Genomic DNA, 18,317 nt, shown 5'->3' on the forward strand with positions numbered 1-18,317 from the left:
GGAGGGCCCGTCAGGCGTGGGCGCGGCCTGGGGGCAGGCCGGAAGGGGGCATGCCGGCGAGCGCGTCCCAGGCGCACATCGCCTGGCGCGCGACCGCTTGCAAGGTCTTGCGGCTGGCGCCGTCGCGCGCCTGGATCGACATTCCGTGCAGGATGGTGGTGTAGAACGCCGCCAACCCTTTCAGGTCGGTGCCGGCGGGCAATTCGCCGGCGGCGGCGCCGGCGGTCAGGCGGGCCAGGATGCGGCCTTGCATTTCGCGGCGGTTGTCGCCCAGGAACACGCCCACGCCGGCATCGGTGTCGGCGCCGGACGGCGCGCCCAGCACGATCAGGCAGCCCGGCGGCGCGCCGGGCGTGGTGAAGCGTTCGGCCGCCGCCAGCAGCATGCCGCAGATGCCCGCGCGGGCGGTGGCGGCGTCGGTCAGGGCGCGGCGCGAGGCGGCGCCATCGGTGTCGCGGTAAAGCTGTACCGCTTCCCGAAATAGTCCTTCTTTTGAGCCGAATGCGCCGTAGAGGCTGGGCGAGTTGATGCCCATCGCGGCCGTCAGATCGGTTAGCGATGCTCCTTCATATCCCTTCGACCAGAAGACTTCCATGGCCTTGCGCAAGGCCTGGGCTCGGTCGAAGTTCCGGGGGCGCCCACGTTCTGCCATGAATCCGATTTTACCCGCGAGAGCTATTTTGTGTTGATTGATAAAAAAATCATTGACGCCTGGCCGCCGTCGGTTGATGATATTTGTACTGAACACTACAAATTAAGGTAGACCCATGCAGAACCTGAACGGAAAAGTGGCCTTCGTGACCGGCGGCAGCCGCGGCATCGGCGCGGCGATCGTGCGCCGCCTGGCGGCCGAAGGCGCGGACGTGGCCTTCACGTACGTCAGCGCCGCGTCGCGCGACACGGCGCAGGCATTGGCGCGCGAACTCGAAGCGGACGGCCGGCGCGCGCGCGCCATCCAGGCCGACTCGGCCGATCCGGCGCAAGTGCGGCGGGCGGTGGAGCAGGCCATCGGCGAACTGGGGCCGGTGGACGTGCTGGTGAACAACGCCGGCATCTTCCTGGCCGGCCCGCTGGACGAGGTCACGCTGGAGGACTACGACCGCACGATGAACATCAATGTGCGCGCGCCTTTCGTCGCGATCCAGGCGGCGCAGGCCGCGATGCCGGATGGCGGCCGCATCATCAACATCGGCAGCTGCCTGGCCGAGCGCTCGGGCCGCGCCGGCGTGACGCTGTACTCGGCCAGCAAGTCGGCGTTGCTGGGCATGACCCGCGGCGTGGCGCGCGACCTGGGCGCGCGCGGCATCACCGCCAACGTGGTGCATCCGGGCCCGATCGACACCGACATGAACCCGGCTGCCGGCGAGCACGCGGGCGACCTGGTGGCGGTGCTGTCGTTGCCGCACTACGGCGAAGTGCGCGACATTGCCGGCATGGTGGCGTTCCTGGCCGGTCCCGACGGACGCTACGTGACGGGCGCGAGCCTGGCGGTGGATGGCGGGTACGCGGCTTGATCCGCGGCGCGATCCCCAGCCCCGTCTACGCGGCCTGATGCCGCGGCGCGCCGCGCGTGACAGGCGGCCCGTTTCGGCGGAAGGCCGGGAGCGATCGGCGGCTCGGCTGCGAGAGGCCTGCGACTTTTTTTGCGGCCGATCGGCAATCGACTTGCACAAATAAAAAAAGGTCCCTATAATCTCGCTTCTTCGCTGGTCAAACACAACAACGCAGCGGCAACAACGCGAAAGCGGCGTTACCCAAGCAGTTGTGAATGAACATGCAGGGCTGTTAGCTCAGTTGGTAGAGCAGCGGACTCTTAATCCGTAGGTCGAGTGTTCGAGCCACTCACAGCCCACCAGAATTTCAAAGGCCGTCGACGTTCAACGTCGACGGCCTTTTTCATGTTCCGCGCGATCCCGTGTCGTCCCGTCGCTCGTCGCTCGTCGGGCGCCAAAGCCAGGCCTTCAACGCCAATCCCTCACGCGATACACCACAACAGCCGGACACCAACGACGGCCGGACACCAACCAGCACGGCACGCTCATCGATCGTTGCATGCGAACGCAGGCCATCAATGCGGCGTACATGCCACAACACACATCAGATTTCGTCTTCCGGCTTGGAGGATTCGAAACAATGCGAATAAGATTGATTATTGATTGTGAATAGTGCCGTCTTCCTCGCATGTCCCCGCCTCCAAGCACAGAGGGGGCTCTGTGCCCTGATTCCCAGCAGACCGTCTCCGACCTGTACCGCGCCCATCACTCGTGGTTGACCGGTTGGTTGCGCGTGCGCGTGGACGACCGGCATGACGCCGCCGACCTGGCGCAGGACACCTTCATCCGCGTACTGCAATCGAACGTGGCCGCCACGCTGCGCGAGCCGCGTTCCTATCTGGCGACCATCGCGCGCGGCCTGCTGATCGATCTGTGGCGCCGCCGCGCGCTCGAGCAGGCCTACCTGCAGGTGCTCGAAAGCCTGCCCGAGACGCATCACCCGTCGCTGGAGGAGCAGGCGCTGGTCATGGAGCGGCTGGTCCGCCTGGACCGCATGCTCGACGGCCTGGGCCGCAAGGTCAAGGCGGCCTTCCTGATGGCGATGATCGAGGGCGCCTCCTATCCCGTGATCGCCGCGAGCCTGGGCGTGTCCGTGCGCACCGTGGGCGACTACATGGCGCGCGCCATGGCGCGCTGCTGCGACATGCTGGAATGATCCGGCCATGATTCGAACTGCGAAAGCGCGCGAGCGCGAAGCGGCGCGGCAGGCCGCGCAATGGTTTGCCCGCCTGATGGCGCCGCAGCATGACGAACAGATGCGCGCCGCCTGGCAGCAATGGCTGGAGGCCTGTCCGGAGAATCGCCAGGCCTGGACCAAGGTCGAGGCGGTGCAGCGCTGCTTTTCGGATGTGGCGTGCAAGCAGGTCGCGATGGCGACCCTGCAGGGCACCGACAGCGGGCGCAGGCAGATTTTGCGCCTGGCCGTGGCGGGCGCCGCCTGCCTGCCCCTGGGCATGCTGGCAATGCAGGCGCCGCAGGCCTGGCGTCGTTGGAATGCCGAATTCAGCACCGCGGTCGGGCAGATCTCGCGGTTGCCCTTGCGGGACGGCACGGTGGCCGTGCTCGATACGGACAGCGCCGCCGACGTGGTCTACGACGAGGGCGCAAGCCGGATCCTGCTGCGCAACGGCCGCGTGTATGTCAATGCGGCGGGCGAGCGCGGCGACGCCTCGTTGGCGGTGGTGGTGCAGACCGAATTCGGCGACGTGCATGCGGCGGGCGCTGAATTTGTCGTGTGCGTCGGAGACGGCCATGGCCAGGTGCGGGTCAACGCGCAGGCCGTGCGCGTCGTGCCGCGCGACGGCCGGGCGGGCGCGCGCCAGGTGGACGCGCACCACTGGGCGGACTTCTCCGCCACCGAGGTCGCGCCGCCGCGTCATGTGCGCAGCGAGTGGTTCGCGGTGTGGCGCACGGGATCGCTGGTGGCGGTCAAGATGCCGCTGGGCCAGTTCGTCGCGCGCCTGCGCGCCTATCGGCCGGGCTGGCTGCTGCTGGATGACAGCCTGGCGGAACTGCCGGTGTCGGGCACATTTCCGCTGGCGAACGCCGATCTTGCCCTGGATGCGCTGGAGAACAGCTACCCGGTCGAGATCCGGCGCATGACGCGCTACGTCACGTGGATCGTTCCCCGCGCCAGGGGGCCGATCCGTTCGGTCTGATACATCTTGTTTCCAATCGAGGTTCCGGTTGGCGAGTCCTGGATCGGCCTACCAGGAAGCCATTCACTCAGCCGGATTTTCCTCGATGCCCCTCTTCACTTCGCCTGTCCAAGCCGCTTCCCCGTCCCGCGCCGTGTTGACGCCCAGGCGGCTGGTCCTGATCCTTGCCGCCGCCTGGTCGTTGCAGACGTCCGTGGCGCACGCGCAGGCCGCGCCGGCCGCCGCCGGCGCTTCGCAGCAGCACTACAGCCTGTCCGCCGGTCCGCTGGTCGACGTCGTCAACCGGTTCGCGAGCCAGGCGGGCATTGCGCTGACGTTCGATGCCGACGCGCTGCGCAATGAGTCATCGTCCGGCGTGCAGGGCAGCTATGGCGTGGAGGACGGACTGCGGCAGGTGCTGGCCGGCACGCGCTGGCAGGCCCGCCGCATGGCCAACGGCGCCTACATCCTGGAGGCGCGCCCGCTGGCCAGCGGCGACGCGACCGTGCTGGCGCCGGTCAGGATCACCGCCCAGGGCTTCAATCCGGCCTCGACCGAAGGCTCGGGCGCCTATGGCGGCTCGGCCACCACGATCTTCAAGGGCGCCCAGTCGGTGCGCGACACGCCGCAGCCGGTGACCATCGTGTCGCGCCAGTTGCTCGACGACCGCAAGCTGCCGGATCTGCACGACGTGCTGCAGAACGTGCCCGGCGTCACCGTCGACTACACCGACAGCGAGCGGGTGAGCTACTACTCGCGCGGCTTCGTCATCGATTCGCTGCAGGTCGACGGCATGAACATGTACCAGGCCGGTTCGAACTTCATCCAGCCCGACACGGCGGTGCTCGACCGGGTAGAGATCCTGCGCGGGTCGGCCGGCATCCTGCGCGGCTCGGGCAATCCGTCGGCGACGGTGAACCTGGTGCGCAAGCGTCCGACGCGCGAGTTCCAGGCCAGCGCCGACGTGACGGTGGGCTCGTGGGACCGCCGCCGCGCCGAGGCCGACATCTCGGGGGCCTTCAACGACAGCGGCACGCTGCGCGGCCGGGTGGTCGCGGTCGCCGACAACAAGGACTTCTTCCAGGATGCCCGCTACGAGCACCGCAAGGTGTTCTACGGCGTGCTGCAGGCCGACCTGACCGACCGCACCACGCTGACCGGGTCGTTCCAGCATACCGAGCTCAAGGCCACCGGCGCCTGGGGTGGGCTGCCGCGCGGCTTCGACGGCTCGGACCTGAAGCTGGGCCGCAGCACCTACCTGGGCGCGGACTGGAACCACTGGAACCGCTACAACGACCAGGCCATGCTCGAACTGGAGCACCGCTTCGACGGCGGTTGGGAAGTGAAGGCGACCGCGATGAACACGCGCTTCCGCTATTTCGACGGCGGCTTCAAGCAGTCGTACATCACCCGCGCCAGCACGACCAATCCCTATCTGTACAACGTCACCACCTCGATCTATCCGAGCAGCGCCAGCGACCAGAACGGCGTTTCGCTGACCGCCAATGGTCCGGTCGAACTGTTCGGGCGCACGCATCACCTGACCCTGGGGGCCGAGAGCAGCTACGTGCGGCAGACCAACTCCAGCGGTTATTTCAATGTGGGGCCGAAGAACAACATCGACATCCGCGACTGGGATCCGTCGAGCACGTATCCGGAGCCGCAGGGCACGACCGGCGGTTCGTTCTACGAAGCCAGCAACAATCGCACCAAGCAGCAGGCGCTGTACGCATTGGGCCGCATCTCGCTGGCCGATCCGCTGACGTTGCTGGTGGGCGCGCGCGCCACGTGGTGGGACTATGAAGTGCTGCAGGGCACGACCCAGTACAGCATCGACCGCGAGATCACGCCGTATGCCGGCCTGGTCTACGACCTCAACGAGAACTTCAGCGTCTACGGCAGCTACAGCGAGATCTTCACGCCGCAGCAAGCCTATGACAGCGGCGGCAATCTGCTGGAGCCGATCCGCGGCGAGGACTACGAGGCCGGCATCAAGGGCGCCTTCTACGATGGTCGCCTGAATGCCGCGCTGTCGGTGTTCCGCATCAACAATGTGGGCCGGGCCATGGACGACGCGGGCAGCGCCAATCCTTGCCTGCCCAATTACCCCACGGGCTATTGCAAGGTCGCCGGCGGCAAGACCCGCAGCGAGGGGTGGGAACTGGAAGTGAGCGGCGAGGTCACGCCCGACTGGCAGATCATGGCCGGGTATACCAACACCCGCACCAAGTACCTGAGCGATTCGACCGCCAGCAACGTCGGCCAGCCGATCCGCACGCTCGACCCGCGCCACCTGCTGCGCGTGTTCACCACCTATCGCCTGCCGGGCCAATTGCGCGGGTTGACGCTTGGCGCCGGGGTGCAGGCCCAGAGCGACACCTACGCCAGCGCGCGCGGCATCACGGCGCGCCAGGCCGGGTTCGCGATCTACAACGCGATGGCGAGCTACGACTTCAACAAGAACCTGCGCCTGCAGCTGAACGTCAACAACATCTTCGACAAGGTCTACTACAAGAAGGTCGACGCCACCGGCATCAGCAACTACTACGGCGACCCGCGCAACGTGATGCTGACGCTGAGCGCGCGCATGTGATGCGGGCGGCCGGCGGCCGCTGGCTGCCGGCGCGGCGCTAGAACTCGCGCGCGATCGCGGCCGCCCGGACCTTGGCCTGCGCGATGGTGTCCGCGCCCAGGGCGTCCCAGGTGTGCTCGACCATCAGGCGCCGGACGTCCTTGACGCCGATGAACTTCAGCCAGAAGTCGAGGTAGTCGGCCTGGTGCGCGAAGCCGGGGCTGGCCGGGTAGGCGGCGGGATCGTGGCTCTGGCCGCGCACGTGGATCACCAGGGCGCGCGGGATGCTGAGCAGCGGGCTGTAGGCCTGGCCGTCGAAGCCGAACAGCATGCCGCGCTGGCTGACCAGGTCGATGAGCTGCTTGAGCTTGTAGGGATAGTCGAAATTCCACATCGGCACGCCGAGCACGATCCGGTCCGCCTGCTGGAAACGGCCGGCGAGCTCGGTGATGCGGGCCCAGATCGTGGTCTCGGCGTCGTCCAGCGGGGTTTTCGAGACGCCCTTGTACTTGGCGCCGATCGCCCGGCTGTCGAAATCGGGCAAGTCTTCTTCCCACACATTCAAGGTGTCGACCTCGAGACCGGGGTGGGCCTGGCCGCAGGCGGCCAGGAACGACTGGGCGATGGCGATCGACGCCGAGCGGGCGCCGCGAGGCGAAGACACGATGTTCAAGAGACGCATGCTGCGAGGTCCGGAGGTGGGCGGCGCGGGGCAGTCCGCTGCCGACGCGCCCGATGGCTAAATAATTGCAATTGCAATCGTGTGGCGGACGATTGTATCGTTGCCCGATGGAATTGCAAATGCAATTGCCGGGACTCCGATGGGACCGTCGTCGCGCGGCGGGCGTGTCCCGACGTCCGGGCCGCATGGCTGGCGGGCGCGGCCGGATTAAGCCTGGACTGAATGGTGATTGCATCCAGGCTAAATCACGGCGAGCGATGCCGTCTCTATAGTGACGGCATCGAATCCAAGGAGTGCCGCCATGCCCGTAGTTGCCCCGTCCGCCGCCTATCCCCGCGCGGTGCTGTTCGACCTGTTGACCGCGCTGCTGGATTCCTGGACGGTATGGAATGCCGCGGCCGGCTCGGAGGCGCGTGGCCGCGCCTGGCGCGCCGAGTATCTGCGCCTGACCTACGGCTGCGGCGCGTACCAGCCCTATGAACAGCTGGTCGAGGCCGCCGCCTCGGCCGTGGGGCTGCCGGCCAGCGCGCCGGCGGCGCTGGAGGCGGGATGGGAGCGGCTGCCGGCCTGGGACGGCGCGCGCGAGTTGTTGCAGGCGCTGCGGCCGCATTGCCGGCTGGGGGTGGTCACCAACTGTTCGCGGCGCCTGGGCCATCGCGCGGCCGCCCTGCTGGGGGTGGACTGGGACGTGGTGGTGACCTCGGAAGAGGCGGGCTACTACAAGCCGGATCCCCGGCCCTACCAACTGGCGCTGGCGCGGCTGGAGATCCCGCCCGCGCAGGCGGCGTTCGTGGCGGGCTCGGGCTACGACCTGTTCGGCACCAGCAAGGTGGGGCTGCGCACCTATTGGCACAACCGTGTGGGCCTGGCCCTGCCTGAAGGCGCGCCGGCGCCGGAGGCGCAGTCGCCGCGATTGGATGATGCGCTGCCGTGGCTGGCCGGGTTCGGGAGCGGGCACTGAGGGCGTATCGGGATTGAACGGAGCCCTGGCCGGGCCGGCAACGGGGCGTCCGGCCTGGCGCGGTACAAAATGTTGCGTACCTTTGGGTCACGCAGGGGGCGGGACTGGCCTTAACATGATTCAGCCGGCATCGTGCCGGCGCACCGACAGGATCGTGGAGGTTGTCATGCAATCAAGAACAATGCTCAAGCGTATCGCTGTAGTCGCGGCAACGGGTGTGCTGGTGGCGGGGTGCGCCACGCAGCAGCAGACCAACACCGCGGTGGGAACCGGGGCGGGCGCGGCCGTGGGGGCCGGCATCGGCGCCCTGATCGGCCATGGCACCGGCGCGGCGGTCGGCGCCGGCATCGGCGCCGTGGCCGGCGGCCTGATTGGCTACAACTGGAAGGTGGTGAAGGAAGACGTGCAGCAGTCGGGGGCGACCTCGCTGGGCATCGACGTGGTCGAGATGCCGGATGGCAGCCTGAAGGTCAACATTCCGAGCAACGTGTCGTTCGATACCGACAAGACCGCCCTCAAGCCGGCGCTGCTGCCGGTGCTGGACAGCGTGGCGCGCTCGCTCAACCAGCATCCCGAGCTGCGCGCCAAGGTGGTGGGCCACACGGACAGCACGGGCTCGCTGGCGCACAACCAGACTTTGTCGGTGAACCGGGCGCGCAGCGTCACGGACTATCTGTCGCGGCAGGGCGTGGCGGCGACGCGGCTGACGATCGAAGGGCGCGGGCCCAACGACCCGATCGGCGACAACGCCACCGCCGACGGCCGGGCGCTGAACCGCCGGGTCGAGATCTACCTGTACGCGGTCAAGCAGTAGTAGCATGCGGGCGCCGCGCCCGCCGTGCGCCGGCGGCATGCCGCCGGCCGCGATGGCGCGCCGGGCCGTTGCCGGCGCGAACGGCGCGGCGCTCTTTCCTGGCCTTTCCTGGAGTTCGCCATGAGCATGTTTCCCCCTGCCCGTATCGGCACCGACATCGCGGTCGCGGCCCTGTCCGGTTGGCAGGCCGTCGCGATGCGCGACGCGATCGAAAAGCGCTTCCGCTTCGCCAATTTCAACGCCGCCTTCGGGTTCATGGCGCGGGTGGCGATGTTCGCCGAGAAGCTGAACCATCATCCCGAATGGACCAACGTCTACAACCGGGTCGACGTGATGCTGACCACGCACGATGCCGGCGGCGTGACCGAGCTGGACGTGCGCATGGCGCAGTTCATGGACGAGGCCGCCGCGCAGATGGGCGCCACCACGCCGAAAGCGGCGGCGTAGGCGGATCAGTCCTCGCGCGCGCCGGATGGGTCGCGCTGGTGCGCGATCAGGCGGTCGAGCATGTCGCCCAGCTGGCGCTGCTCGTCGGCGCTGAGGCAGCCGAAGATTTCCTGGTTGCGGCGCGCGATCAGGTCGATGACGCGTCGGTAATGCGCATCGCCGGCCGTTGTCAGCGACAGCACCACGCCGCGGCCGTCGGCCGCCGAATCCTTTTTCTCGATCAGGCCGCGTTCGACCAGGGCCTGCGCCGAACGGCTCGCCTGGCCCTTGTTCAGGTTGGCGGCCAGCGCCAGGTCATTGACCGATAGCGGCGCGTAGCGGCCGATCGCGGCCAGGCAACGCGCTTCGCCCAGCGGGATGCCGCAGTCTTCCAGGTAGGCACGATTCGTGTCGCGGTCGGTGATCTTGTTGATCACGTGCAGGCGGTAGGTCAGGAATCGTTCGAGGGCGGGCGTGGTCACGTCGGGCGGTCGGCGGTGGCGGCGGGATAGTGTGCCACAGGGGCGGCGCAGGCCGCCTCGGCCTGCGCCAGCAGGGCGGTGGCGGCCTGGGCATCGGGCAGGCGCGCCAGCGCCGACAGTCCCAGGATCGACAGGAACAGCGGCGCCTGCGCGGGGCCGACGCGGGTCAGGGTCTGCGCCATCAGGGTGTAGACCTGGTCCAATTCATCGTTGCTCATGCTTGCGGCTCCTGCGGCGCGGGTTCGATCATCGGGTAGTAAGGCGCCAACGCGGCGCGCAGGACGCGCTCGTCCGCCGTGGCCCAGCGGCCGAGCACGTAGCCGTCCGGCCGCAGCAGCCAGACCGTGCCGGGCCGCGCGCCGAAGCGCTCGCGCAGGTGGCGGTGCGGGTCGCGCCAGGCGCCGGACGCCGGTCCGTCCACGGCGATGGCCTGCAACGGCCGCGGGCTTTGCCGGGTGGCGGCCGCGAGCGCCTGCAGGTTCCGGGCCGCGGCGGCATCGGGGGCGCAGGCCAGCAGCACGAAGCCCTGGCCGAAGCAGGCGCTGAGGTAGCGCGGCGCCGCGTCGGCATCGGCCAGCAGCAGGTCGGGCGCGGGCTGTCCGGGGGCGGCGGCAGGGTGTTGGTCCGGTGCGCCGTCGGCCAGGTTCAGCGGCGAGCCGTCATACGAGATAGGCGCGGACTGGCGCGGGTTGATCAGCGGGCGGGCGCGCGCGTCGGTCAGCGCCAGCCGCAGCGCGGCTTCGCGCATCAGGCGGAAGCCGAAATCCGGCGGCGCCATGAATTCGGTGCTCTTGGCGCCGTAGGCCAGGTTCTGGCGGGTGGCGTGGACGCGCTCGCCGCTGTAGCTGTCGAGCAGCGGCTCGGACGCCTGGCCGCGCAGCACCCAGGCCAGTTTCCAGGCGAGGTTGCCGGCGTCGTCCAGTCCGGAGTTCAGGCCGCGCACGCCGAAGATCGGCACCAGGTGGGCGGCGTCGCCCGCGAACAGCACGCGGCCGTGGCGGTAGCGCTCCAGCGTCAGGCATTTGGCGTTGTAGAGAGAGATCCAGAGCGGCTTCCACGGCGCCGTCTCGCCAATCATGTCGAGGTGGCTCTGCACCCGCGGCAGCACGTTCTCGGGCTTGACCGCCTCGGCGGCATCCTCGTCGTCGCGGATCTGGTAGTCGACGCGCCAGACGTTGCCGGGCTGGCGGTGCATCAGCAGGGTGGAGCCGGGATTGGAGGGCGGATCGAACCAGGCCAGCCGTTCGACGGGGCGATCGGACGCCTGTTCGATATCGACGATCACGTAGCGGCCTTCGTACTGCATGCCTTCCAGCTTCAGGCCCAGCGCGTCGCGCACGCTGCTGCGGCCGCCATCGCAGGCCACCAGCCAGTCGGTGCGCACGGTGTGGCGCTGGCCGTCGATCTCGGCCTCGACGTCCACGCCGTCGGGGCCCGGCCGCACCGCGATGGCGCGGGCGGACCATTGCAGTGTCGCGTGGCCAGGCTGACGCAGCATGGCCTGGTGCGCGTATTCCTCGACGAAGTACTGCTGGATGTTGACCATGGGCGCGAAGCGCTGCGTCGGGTCGTGCGGCATTTCGAAGTGCAGCACTTCGCGGTCGCGGTAGTAGCTGCGGCCGCCGCTCCAGGGCAGGCCGGTGGCGGTCAGCGCCGCGTCGGCGCCGGCCCAGCCCAGGATTTCCTGCGAGCGGCGCGAGATGCAGATGGCGCGGCTGCCGCTGCAATAGCCGTCGTCGGCCTCGAGCGTGAGCGAGGCGATGCCGTAATGCGCCAGCAGCGCGGCCAGGGTGAGCCCGACCGGACCGCCGCCGACGATCAGGACGGGCACGCGGGCGGGTGGCGTCATGGTGTCTCCGGGATATTGGTTGTTTGCGCAACTATATCGCCGAGTTGGTTGTGCGCGCAATCATTTTGCCGGGCCAAAAAAAACCCGCCGGGGCGGGCGGGTTCTTCTGACGGGGCGGTGAAGCTCAGTTGCGCACGTAGTAGATGCGCATGGCCTGCTGCTTCTGGCCGCCGTCCATGACGCGCAGCACCACGACCTTGGGGGTGAAGCCGTCGGGCAGCTTCAGCTGGCCCAGCGCGTAGTCGTAGCGGTCGACGTTGAGGGTCGGGCCTTCCGGGGTGATGGTGGCGGCGCGGCCGTTGGGGTAGCTGCCGTCGATGGAGAAGGTGAGCGTGCCCTTGAACGGCGCGCCATTGCGCTCTTCGCGCATCACCAGCACCTGGTAGTCGAGCAGGCCGGGCTGGCGCTTGAAGGTGGCCGAGCGGATGCCCAGGTTGCCGCCGCGGGGATCGGGCGGCATGGCGTCCTGGAACAGGACCAGTTCCTTGTTCAGGGTTTCCAGCTTGGCGCGGGTGTCGGCCAGGTCGGTGGTGAGTTTTTCGTGGCCGGACTTGTTGGCGTCGCGCTGCTGCGTGGCTTCTTCGAGCTGGCTTTGCAGGCGCTGGTTCTCGAGCTTGGAGGCGCTCAGCTCGCTGTGCAACTGCTCGGATTGTTCCACGGTCAGCCGTTGCGGGCCGTAGTTGGTCTGCAGGAAGAGCACGCCGCCCGCGCCCAGGGCGATGCCCACCAGCAGCAGGACCAGCCAGCGCGGCATGCGGCGCGTGCGTTGGCCGGGTTGGTATACGGAGGGCTTGAATACGGCCCGTTGCGATCTTCCAAACATCCCCATTCCTAGAAAACGTCCTGTGTGTTGCCTGACCGCGCGCCGCGCGCACCAGTCAAAGCGTCAGAGAATACCCGGTTAACCCGGGGCGATGGGCGCGCGGACAAGCCTCGTTGCGCACCTTGATATTGTGAAATATGTGGGCATTGGCCGGGCCTCACCGCGCGCCGGCACGGAGTTCGGCGTCGAGGTCGGCCAGCCGCTGGGGGGTGCCGATGTCGGCCCATCGGCCGGCGTGGCGGGCGCCGCGGACGCGGTCCTGTTCCATGGCTTGCCGGAGCAGGGGCGCGAGCCGCGCGGCGGTGCCGCGGGCAATGTCCGCGAACAGCATGGGATGGTAGACGCCGATGCCGGAAAAGGTCAAACGGGCCTCGCCGCCGTCCTCGACCCGGCCGTCGGCCGTGAGGGTGAAATCGCCGGCCGGGTGTTGCGGCGGATTGTCGGCCATCAGCAGCCAGGCGCCGGCGGGCGGCAGCGCGGCCGCCAGGGCCGGCGCGGCGGCGGGATCCCAGTCGCACCAGATGTCGCCGTTGATCACCAGGAACGGGTCAGGCCCCAGCAGCGGCAGCGCCTGGGCGATGCCGCCTGCGGTTTCCAGGGCGGCGGCCTCGGGCGAGTAGCGGATCCGCAGGCCGAAGGCCGCGCCGTCGCCCAGCGCGCGCTCGATCTCGTAGCCGAGCCAGGCGTGGTTGATGACCACGTCCTGGAAGCCGGCCGCGGCCAGCCGTTCCAGGTGCCAGGCGATCAGGGGCTTGCCGCCGACCGGCAGCAGCGGCTTGGGCAGGCGGTCGGTCAGCGGGCGCATGCGTTCGCCGCGGCCCGCGGCAAGGATCATGGCCCGCATCAGAAGGTGTATCCGACGCTGACCTGGCGGTCGTCGAGCTGGTCCAGCAGGCGCAGCAGGGGCGTGAAGACGCCATAGCGCTGCGCCACCTGGCGCACGTAGCCGTTCACGCGGGGCATGTGGGCCAGGTAGTGGGCCTTGCCGTCGCGGTGGTTCAGGCGGGCGAAGACGCCCAGGATCCGCAGGTTGCGCTGCAGGCCCATCCACTCATAGGCGCGATGGAATTCGGCGAAGTCGGCGTCGACCGGCAGGCCGGCGGCGCGCGCCATTTCCCAGTAGCGGATGGCCCAGTCGAGCTGTTGCGGCTCTTCCCAGGTGGTGCGGGCGTCCGTCACCAGCGACGCCAGGTCATAGGTGATGGGGCCGGCCAGGGCGTCCTGGAAGTCGATGACGCCGGGATTGGGGCCGTATTGCGGCTGGTCGCAGACCATCAGGTTGGGCGAGTGGTAATCGCGGTGCACCAGCACGGTGGGCTGGTTGCCGTTGCTGGCCGAGAGCAGGGCGAAGATTTTTTCCAGGGCCTGCGCGGTCTTGTCGTCGAGCGTGGCGCCATGGTGCTTCTGCACGTACCACTCGGGGAACAGCTTGAGTTCGTCGGCCAGCCGCCCGGTGTCGTACCGGGCCAGGCCGGTGGTCCGGGCCTGCTGCAGGCGCACCAGCGCCGCCAGGGCGTCGCGGTACATCGATTGCAGGCGGGCGTCGTCCACGCCGTCCTGGATGCGCTGGTAATAGGTCTGCTCGCCCAGGTCGGACAGCAGCAGCAGGCCCTGGTCGAGGTCCTGCGCGATCACGTCGGGCACGTTCAGGCCGGCGTCGCGCAGCAACTGGTCCACGTGCAGGAACGGGCGGCAGTCCTCATGCTGGGGCGGCGCGTCCATCACGATCAGGGTGCGGCCGGCGGCGTCCAGGCGGAAATAGCGGCGGAAACTGGCGTCGGCGGAAGCGGGGCGCAGGCTGTCCACCGCCAGTCCCAGGGCGGCGGGCAGGCCTTGCAGCCAGGCGCGGATCTGCTCCAGGCGGGGGTCATGATCGTTTTTCAAGGAAGATCCGTGTCAGAAGGGCAAGATTGCGGAAAATTGGGTTGCGCGCACATAAGGCTGGGCGTCTGGCGCGGCTTCTCTATAATACCGGCTCGTTTCCGTTAGCATGGGCCCTTGCCGGGCGCCCTTGCCTGGTTCCCCCATCGTCAAAAAGGGCTGTTTTCACTCGTGCGCAAGGTTCGGTGGTTGATCCTATCTGCTATCAGCGTCGCCGGGGCCGTTCAGGCCCAGGGCAGCCAAGGTTCGGCTCCCTCGTCGACGTCGATCACCGCGGCCCCTGAGCTGCGCACATCCCCCGGGCTGCGGGTGCACCGCCTGCCCGACGGGAACATTCCCGCCTATATGGAAGCGGACTCCATCGAGGGGGATCCGGATTCCGACCTGACCCTGACCGGCGCGGCCCAGGTGCGCCGCATCGACGGCGTCATCAAGGGCGACCGGATCAATTACCGCAAGGACACCGGCGAGGTGGACGTGCAGGGCAACGCGCGCATGATGCGCGACGGCACTCTGGTCACCGGCCCCAACGCCAAGTTCAACGTCGACAAGTATTCCGGCGAAGTCGAGAAACCGAATTTCTGGCTGGGCGCCACCGGCGGTTTCGCCGTGGCCGAACACGCCGACATCTTCAGCAAGTCGCAGATGCGGCTGCATACGGTCACCTACAGCGGCTGCTCGTGCGAGACGCCGTCGTGGTACATCAAGGCCAAGACGGTCGACATCGACTTCGACGAAAACGAAGGCGTGGCCCGCAACGGCGTGCTGTATTTCAAGGACGTGCCGATCCTGGCATCGCCCTACATGACCTTCCCGGTCAAGAAGGAACGCAAGTCGGGTTTCCTGATGCCGACGTACGGCACCACCAGCAAGGGCGGTTTCGACTTCTCGCTGCCGTACTACCTGAACCTGGCGCCGAACTACGATGCCACGATCCAGCCGCGTTACTTCTCCAAGCGGGGGCTGCAGATGGGGGGCGAATTCCGCTATCTCCTGCCGAACTCCACCGGCAGTCTGTACGGTGCCTTTCTGCCCAACGACACCATTACCGGTGAGAACCGCTGGATGTACTGGTGGCGTCATCAGCAGTTACTCTCGAATGGGTTCTACGCCGATTGGGATGTCGCCAAGGTCTCGGACGACAACTATTTCCGGGATATTTCCCAATTGGGTCTGAATCAGGCCTCCACAACCTATCTGCCTCAGCGTGCGCGGGTGGGCTGGGGGTCGACCTACTGGAGCGCGTACGCTCAAGTCTACAAATATCAGACCTTGCAAGATCCGGATGCACTGCTGACGCCGCCTTACGACAAAGAACCGGAAATTTATCTGCGCGGCGCGCGCTACGACTGGGGTGGTTTCGACGTGGATTGGACGTCCACGGCGGTGCGCTTTAGCAAGCCTTTGCTGCTAGGCCGGCGCAATGGTCCCAACGGGGACCGTCTGCAGAGCTATCCCTCGGTGTCGTATCCGATCGTTCGCCCAGGTTGGTTTGTTGTGCCTAAGGTCGGGGTGAACTACACCCAATATCAAACCAATTGGTACAGCGGTGATTGGCTTGGCCTGAACTCGGGGACGGCAAATGCAGGCACGGCTTTTGGCTACCCACGCTCTCAGTCGCGTACGGTGCCGATTATGTCGCTTGATACCGGGCTGATCTTCGAACGGGACACTACGCTGTTCGGCAAGGCATCGACGCAGACCCTGGAGCCGCGGTTGTACTACTTGCGAGTGCCGTACCGCGATCAGTCAAAAATTCCGGTTTACGACACCTCCCTGTCCGACTTCAGCTTCTCGCAGGCGTTCGACGAGAATATCTATACCGGTGGCTGGGACCGTATTTCCAACGCCAACCAGTTGACTGCCGCGCTGACGACGCGCTGGCTCGACGCCTCCACCGGCTTCGAGCGCGCGTCACTGGCGGTGGCGCAGCGGCTGTACTTCGCTGACCAGCAAGTGACGCTGCCGGGCGAGACGCCGCGCGAGAACGTGCGTTCCGATTTCCTGGTGGGCGCCAGCGCCGCGCTGACCGACACGTTCACGACTGACGTGGCGGCGCAGTACAACCCCTATGACAACCGCTGGTCGCGCACGTTGCTCAGCGGCCGCTGGTCGCCGCAGCGCCTGACCACGGTGGCGCTGGCCTATCGTTACCAGCGCGACCCGCAGACCGGCGTGGCCTACCAGCCGCAAGGCCAGAACCAGATCAGCCTGGCCGTGCAATGGCCGTTCACCAAGCGCTGGTATGGCGTGGGCCGCGTCGATTACTCGCTGCGCAATGGCCCGTCCAGCACGGTCAGCGGCACCACCGATTCCCCGCGTATCACGCAGGCCATCGCCGGCCTCGAATACAAGGGCGATTGCTGCTGGGTCGGCCGGATGGTGTTCCAGCGCTACGCTGTGTCCGCCACCGACGCCAACACGGCGCTGTTCTTCCAGCTGGAGCTGACCGGACTGGGTTCCCTGGGAACCGATCCGATGAACCTGCTGAACAGAAGTATCCCCGGTTACTCGCGCATCACCCCGCCTGCGCCCACCGGGACCACATTTGAAAGGTATGAATGATGCGTAGGTTGCACTCTTTGCGTCGCTTCTCCGGCAACGCGCTGTTGCTGGCCGTTTGCGCCGCTTTCTCCGCCGCGCACGCGGCCGAGCCGAATGGCAAGGGCGCCAAGAATGCGCCGGCCGCGCAGAAAGCCGCGCCGCCCGTCGCCGGAGAGCAGTTCGTCGACGGCATTGCGGCCGTGGTCGACAAGGACGTGATCACCCTGCGCGAATTGCGCGACGCATCGCTGCGTATTGCCGGTGAGTTGAAGACGCGCGGCATCCAGGTGCCCGACGACAAGACCCTGCAGCACCAGGTGCTGCAGCGGCTCATCATGGAGCGGGTGCAGCGTCACGAGGCCGATCGTCTCGGCATCCGCGTCGACGATGCCCAGGTCGATCAGGCCATCAAGACCATCGCCGAGCGCAACAAGATCAGTGCGGCGCAACTGCGCCAGGAAATCGAGAAGTCCGGCACGACCTGGGACAGCTACCGCAAGTCCCTGAAGGACGAGATCCGTTCCGATCGCCTGCGCCAGCGTGCGGTCGACTCCAACATCGTCATTTCCGACGCCGAGGTCGACGCCTTCCTGAAGGACCAGCGCCGCAATCCGGCGTTCGCCGCCGCGCCCCAGTCGGCGCAGCAGGCCCAGCCGCAACCGCAGCCGGAAGCCGCGCCCGAGCAGGCCGCCGCGCCGGCCGGCCCGATGCTTTACGCCGTGGCGCAGATCCTGGTGCGCGTGCCGGAAGGCTCGTCGCCCGACCAGCTGGCCGCGTTGCGCAAGAAGGCCGAGGACCTGCTGGCGCGCGCCAAGCGCGGCGATGATTTCGCCAGCCTGGCGGCCGCCAACTCGGACGGCCCCGAAGCCCTGCAGGGCGGCGTCATGGGCGTGCGTCCGCTGGACGGCTGGCCCGACCTGTTCGCCAAGGCCCTCGGCAACCTGCAGAAGGGCCAGGTCTCGACGCTGCTCCAGAGCGGCAACGGCTTCCACATCCTCAAGGTGATGGACCGCGGCACCGCGCAACCGGCGCCCAGCCGCACCGCCCGCGCGCCCGCACCGGCGCCCGCGCCGCAGCCGCGTCCGCAACCCCAGGCCCAGGCGCCGCAGGGTCCGGTCGAAGTGATGCAGACGCACGCGCGCCACATCCTGATCAAGACCTCGACGGTCATGAGCGATGAGCAGGCCCGCCAACGCCTCGAACAGGTGCGTCAGCGCCTGGTGGCCGGCGACGCCAAGTTCGCCGACATGGCGCGCCAGTACTCGCAGGACGCGACCGCGCCGCAGGGCGGCGATCTGGGTTGGCTCAACCCGGGCGAAACCGTGCCGACCTTCGAGGCCGCGATGAACGCGCTCAAGCCGGGCGAGATCAGCCAACCCATCCAGACGCCGTTCGGCTGGCACCTGATCCAGGTCGAAGAGCGCCGCCAGCACGACGCCACCGACGACCTGGCCCGCATGAAGGCCCGCCAGACCCTGTTCGAGCGCCGCGCCCAACCCGCTTTCGAAGATTGGCTGGACCAGCTGCGCGCCCAGGCGTACGTGGATAACCGTCTCGAGAAGCAGGACCGTATCAACCAGAACAACCGCTGA

17 protein-coding genes and 1 tRNA gene are annotated in these 18,317 nt (G+C 67.8%); 10 read left to right on the plus strand and 8 right to left on the minus strand.

Translation table 11 applies throughout. From position 1 onward, the window contains the following. Positions 1–10: 10 nt before the first annotated feature. Positions 11–652: a TetR/AcrR family transcriptional regulator gene (locus AOZ53_RS23330; RefSeq protein WP_054433539.1), complete on the minus strand. Its 642-nt coding sequence runs from the start codon at positions 650–652 to the stop codon at positions 11–13. Between the two features lie 115 nt (positions 653–767). Here AOZ53_RS23330 and AOZ53_RS23335 point away from each other — a divergent pair, with 115 nt between their 5' ends. The 5 genes from AOZ53_RS23335 to AOZ53_RS23355 all read left to right on the plus strand — a co-directional run bounded on the left by AOZ53_RS23335 (position 768) and on the right by AOZ53_RS23355 (position 6,284). Next, positions 768–1,514: an SDR family NAD(P)-dependent oxidoreductase gene (locus AOZ53_RS23335; protein WP_054433540.1), complete on the plus strand. Its 747-nt coding sequence runs from the start codon at positions 768–770 to the stop codon at positions 1,512–1,514. A 265-nt stretch (positions 1,515–1,779) separates the two neighbouring features. Further along, positions 1,780–1,855 (plus strand) — tRNA-Lys (locus AOZ53_RS23340). A gap of 356 nt (positions 1,856–2,211) precedes the next feature. After that, on the plus strand, positions 2,212–2,709 hold the full coding sequence (locus tag AOZ53_RS23345) for a sigma-70 family RNA polymerase sigma factor (RefSeq protein ID WP_156333494.1): 498 nt from the start codon (positions 2,212–2,214) through the stop codon (positions 2,707–2,709). 7 nt (positions 2,710–2,716) lie between these two features. Continuing rightward, complete coding sequence (locus AOZ53_RS23350; protein ID WP_054489560.1) at positions 2,717–3,712, plus strand: DUF4880 domain-containing protein; 996 nt, start codon at positions 2,717–2,719, stop codon at positions 3,710–3,712. An 85-nt stretch (positions 3,713–3,797) separates the two neighbouring features. Beyond that, on the plus strand, positions 3,798–6,284 hold the full coding sequence (locus AOZ53_RS23355) for a TonB-dependent siderophore receptor (protein ID WP_231690669.1): 2,487 nt from the start codon (positions 3,798–3,800) through the stop codon (positions 6,282–6,284). Positions 6,285–6,321: 37 nt separating this feature from the next. On the opposite strand, the gene AOZ53_RS23360 is transcribed toward AOZ53_RS23355, so the two are convergent. Beyond that, positions 6,322–6,945: an FMN-dependent NADH-azoreductase gene (locus tag AOZ53_RS23360; protein ID WP_054433544.1), complete on the minus strand. Its 624-nt coding sequence runs from the start codon at positions 6,943–6,945 to the stop codon at positions 6,322–6,324. A gap of 301 nt (positions 6,946–7,246) precedes the next feature. On the opposite strand from AOZ53_RS23360, the gene AOZ53_RS23365 reads away from it, so the two are divergent. The 3 genes from AOZ53_RS23365 (at position 7,247) to AOZ53_RS23375 (ending at position 9,167) form a co-directional block, all read left to right on the plus strand. Next, on the plus strand, positions 7,247–7,906 hold the full coding sequence (locus AOZ53_RS23365; protein WP_054433545.1) for an HAD family hydrolase: 660 nt from the start codon (positions 7,247–7,249) through the stop codon (positions 7,904–7,906). Between the two features lie 166 nt (positions 7,907–8,072). Beyond that, positions 8,073–8,720 carry a YiaD family glycine zipper/OmpA-like lipoprotein gene (locus AOZ53_RS23370; protein ID WP_054433546.1) on the plus strand — a complete coding sequence of 216 codons (648 nt, stop codon included), beginning with the start codon at positions 8,073–8,075 and terminating at the stop codon, positions 8,718–8,720. Positions 8,721–8,840: 120 nt separating this feature from the next. After that, positions 8,841–9,167 (plus strand): 4a-hydroxytetrahydrobiopterin dehydratase, encoded by a 327-nt coding sequence (locus AOZ53_RS23375; protein WP_054433547.1) that lies wholly within the window; start codon positions 8,841–8,843, stop codon positions 9,165–9,167. A gap of 5 nt (positions 9,168–9,172) precedes the next feature. On the opposite strand, the gene AOZ53_RS23380 is transcribed toward AOZ53_RS23375, so the two are convergent. From AOZ53_RS23380 to AOZ53_RS23405, 6 genes are all read right to left on the minus strand, one after another. After that, a complete protein-coding gene (locus AOZ53_RS23380) occupies positions 9,173–9,628 on the minus strand; it encodes a MarR family winged helix-turn-helix transcriptional regulator (RefSeq protein ID WP_054489562.1) in 456 nt (151 codons plus the stop codon). Next, the gene (locus AOZ53_RS23385; protein WP_054489563.1) at positions 9,625–9,846 is read right to left on the minus strand and encodes a hypothetical protein; all 222 of its coding nucleotides are present in this window, start codon (positions 9,844–9,846) and stop codon (positions 9,625–9,627) included. Before AOZ53_RS23385 ends, AOZ53_RS23380 begins: the two co-directional genes overlap by 4 nt. Further along, on the minus strand, positions 9,843–11,477 hold the full coding sequence (locus AOZ53_RS23390; protein ID WP_054489565.1) for an FAD-dependent monooxygenase: 1,635 nt from the start codon (positions 11,475–11,477) through the stop codon (positions 9,843–9,845). Before AOZ53_RS23390 ends, AOZ53_RS23385 begins: the two co-directional genes overlap by 4 nt. 124 nt (positions 11,478–11,601) lie before the next feature. Further along, positions 11,602–12,300 (minus strand): DUF6776 family protein, encoded by a 699-nt coding sequence (locus AOZ53_RS23395; RefSeq protein ID WP_054474618.1) that lies wholly within the window; start codon positions 12,298–12,300, stop codon positions 11,602–11,604. A gap of 157 nt (positions 12,301–12,457) precedes the next feature. Continuing rightward, positions 12,458–13,144 (minus strand): N-acetylmuramate alpha-1-phosphate uridylyltransferase MurU, encoded by a 687-nt coding sequence (gene murU, locus AOZ53_RS23400; protein ID WP_054489567.1) that lies wholly within the window; start codon positions 13,142–13,144, stop codon positions 12,458–12,460. Then, positions 13,144–14,184, minus strand: a complete 1,041-nt coding sequence (locus tag AOZ53_RS23405) for an aminoglycoside phosphotransferase family protein (protein WP_054433553.1) — start codon at positions 14,182–14,184, stop codon at positions 13,144–13,146. Before AOZ53_RS23405 ends, murU begins: the two co-directional genes overlap by 1 nt. A 168-nt stretch (positions 14,185–14,352) precedes the next feature. Here AOZ53_RS23405 and AOZ53_RS23410 point away from each other — a divergent pair, with 168 nt between their 5' ends. Then, positions 14,353–16,746 carry an LPS-assembly protein LptD gene (locus AOZ53_RS23410; RefSeq protein ID WP_054489569.1) on the plus strand — a complete coding sequence of 798 codons (2,394 nt, stop codon included), beginning with the start codon at positions 14,353–14,355 and terminating at the stop codon, positions 16,744–16,746. Continuing rightward, positions 16,743–18,317 carry a peptidylprolyl isomerase gene (locus AOZ53_RS23415; RefSeq protein ID WP_054433555.1) on the plus strand — a complete coding sequence of 525 codons (1,575 nt, stop codon included), beginning with the start codon at positions 16,743–16,745 and terminating at the stop codon, positions 18,315–18,317. The genes AOZ53_RS23410 and AOZ53_RS23415 overlap by 4 nt, the downstream gene beginning before the upstream one ends.

Origin of the sequence: Achromobacter sp. 2789STDY5608621 (assembly GCF_001299375.1) — a bacterium.
Lineage (GTDB): Bacteria > Pseudomonadota > Gammaproteobacteria > Burkholderiales > Burkholderiaceae_B > Achromobacter > Achromobacter insuavis.

Coding starts and splice junctions, on each gene's coding strand:
- AOZ53_RS23330 (WP_054433539.1), bottom strand. CDS start 652: ATGGCAGAACGTGGGCGCCCCCGGAACTTCGACCGAGCCCAGGCCTTG.
- AOZ53_RS23335 (WP_054433540.1), top strand. CDS start 768: ATGCAGAACCTGAACGGAAAAGTGGCCTTCGTGACCGGCGGCAGCCGC.
- AOZ53_RS23350 (WP_054489560.1), top strand. CDS start 2,717: ATGATTCGAACTGCGAAAGCGCGCGAGCGCGAAGCGGCGCGGCAGGCC.
- AOZ53_RS23355 (WP_231690669.1), top strand. CDS start 3,798: ATGCCCCTCTTCACTTCGCCTGTCCAAGCCGCTTCCCCGTCCCGCGCC.
- AOZ53_RS23360 (WP_054433544.1), bottom strand. CDS start 6,945: ATGCGTCTCTTGAACATCGTGTCTTCGCCTCGCGGCGCCCGCTCGGCG.
- AOZ53_RS23365 (WP_054433545.1), top strand. CDS start 7,247: ATGCCCGTAGTTGCCCCGTCCGCCGCCTATCCCCGCGCGGTGCTGTTC.
- AOZ53_RS23370 (WP_054433546.1), top strand. CDS start 8,073: ATGCAATCAAGAACAATGCTCAAGCGTATCGCTGTAGTCGCGGCAACG.
- AOZ53_RS23375 (WP_054433547.1), top strand. CDS start 8,841: ATGAGCATGTTTCCCCCTGCCCGTATCGGCACCGACATCGCGGTCGCG.
- AOZ53_RS23385 (WP_054489563.1), bottom strand. CDS start 9,846: ATGAGCAACGATGAATTGGACCAGGTCTACACCCTGATGGCGCAGACC.
- AOZ53_RS23390 (WP_054489565.1), bottom strand. CDS start 11,477: ATGACGCCACCCGCCCGCGTGCCCGTCCTGATCGTCGGCGGCGGTCCG.
- AOZ53_RS23395 (WP_054474618.1), bottom strand. CDS start 12,300: ATGTTTGGAAGATCGCAACGGGCCGTATTCAAGCCCTCCGTATACCAA.
- murU (WP_054489567.1), bottom strand. CDS start 13,144: ATGCGGGCCATGATCCTTGCCGCGGGCCGCGGCGAACGCATGCGCCCG.
- AOZ53_RS23415 (WP_054433555.1), top strand. CDS start 16,743: ATGATGCGTAGGTTGCACTCTTTGCGTCGCTTCTCCGGCAACGCGCTG.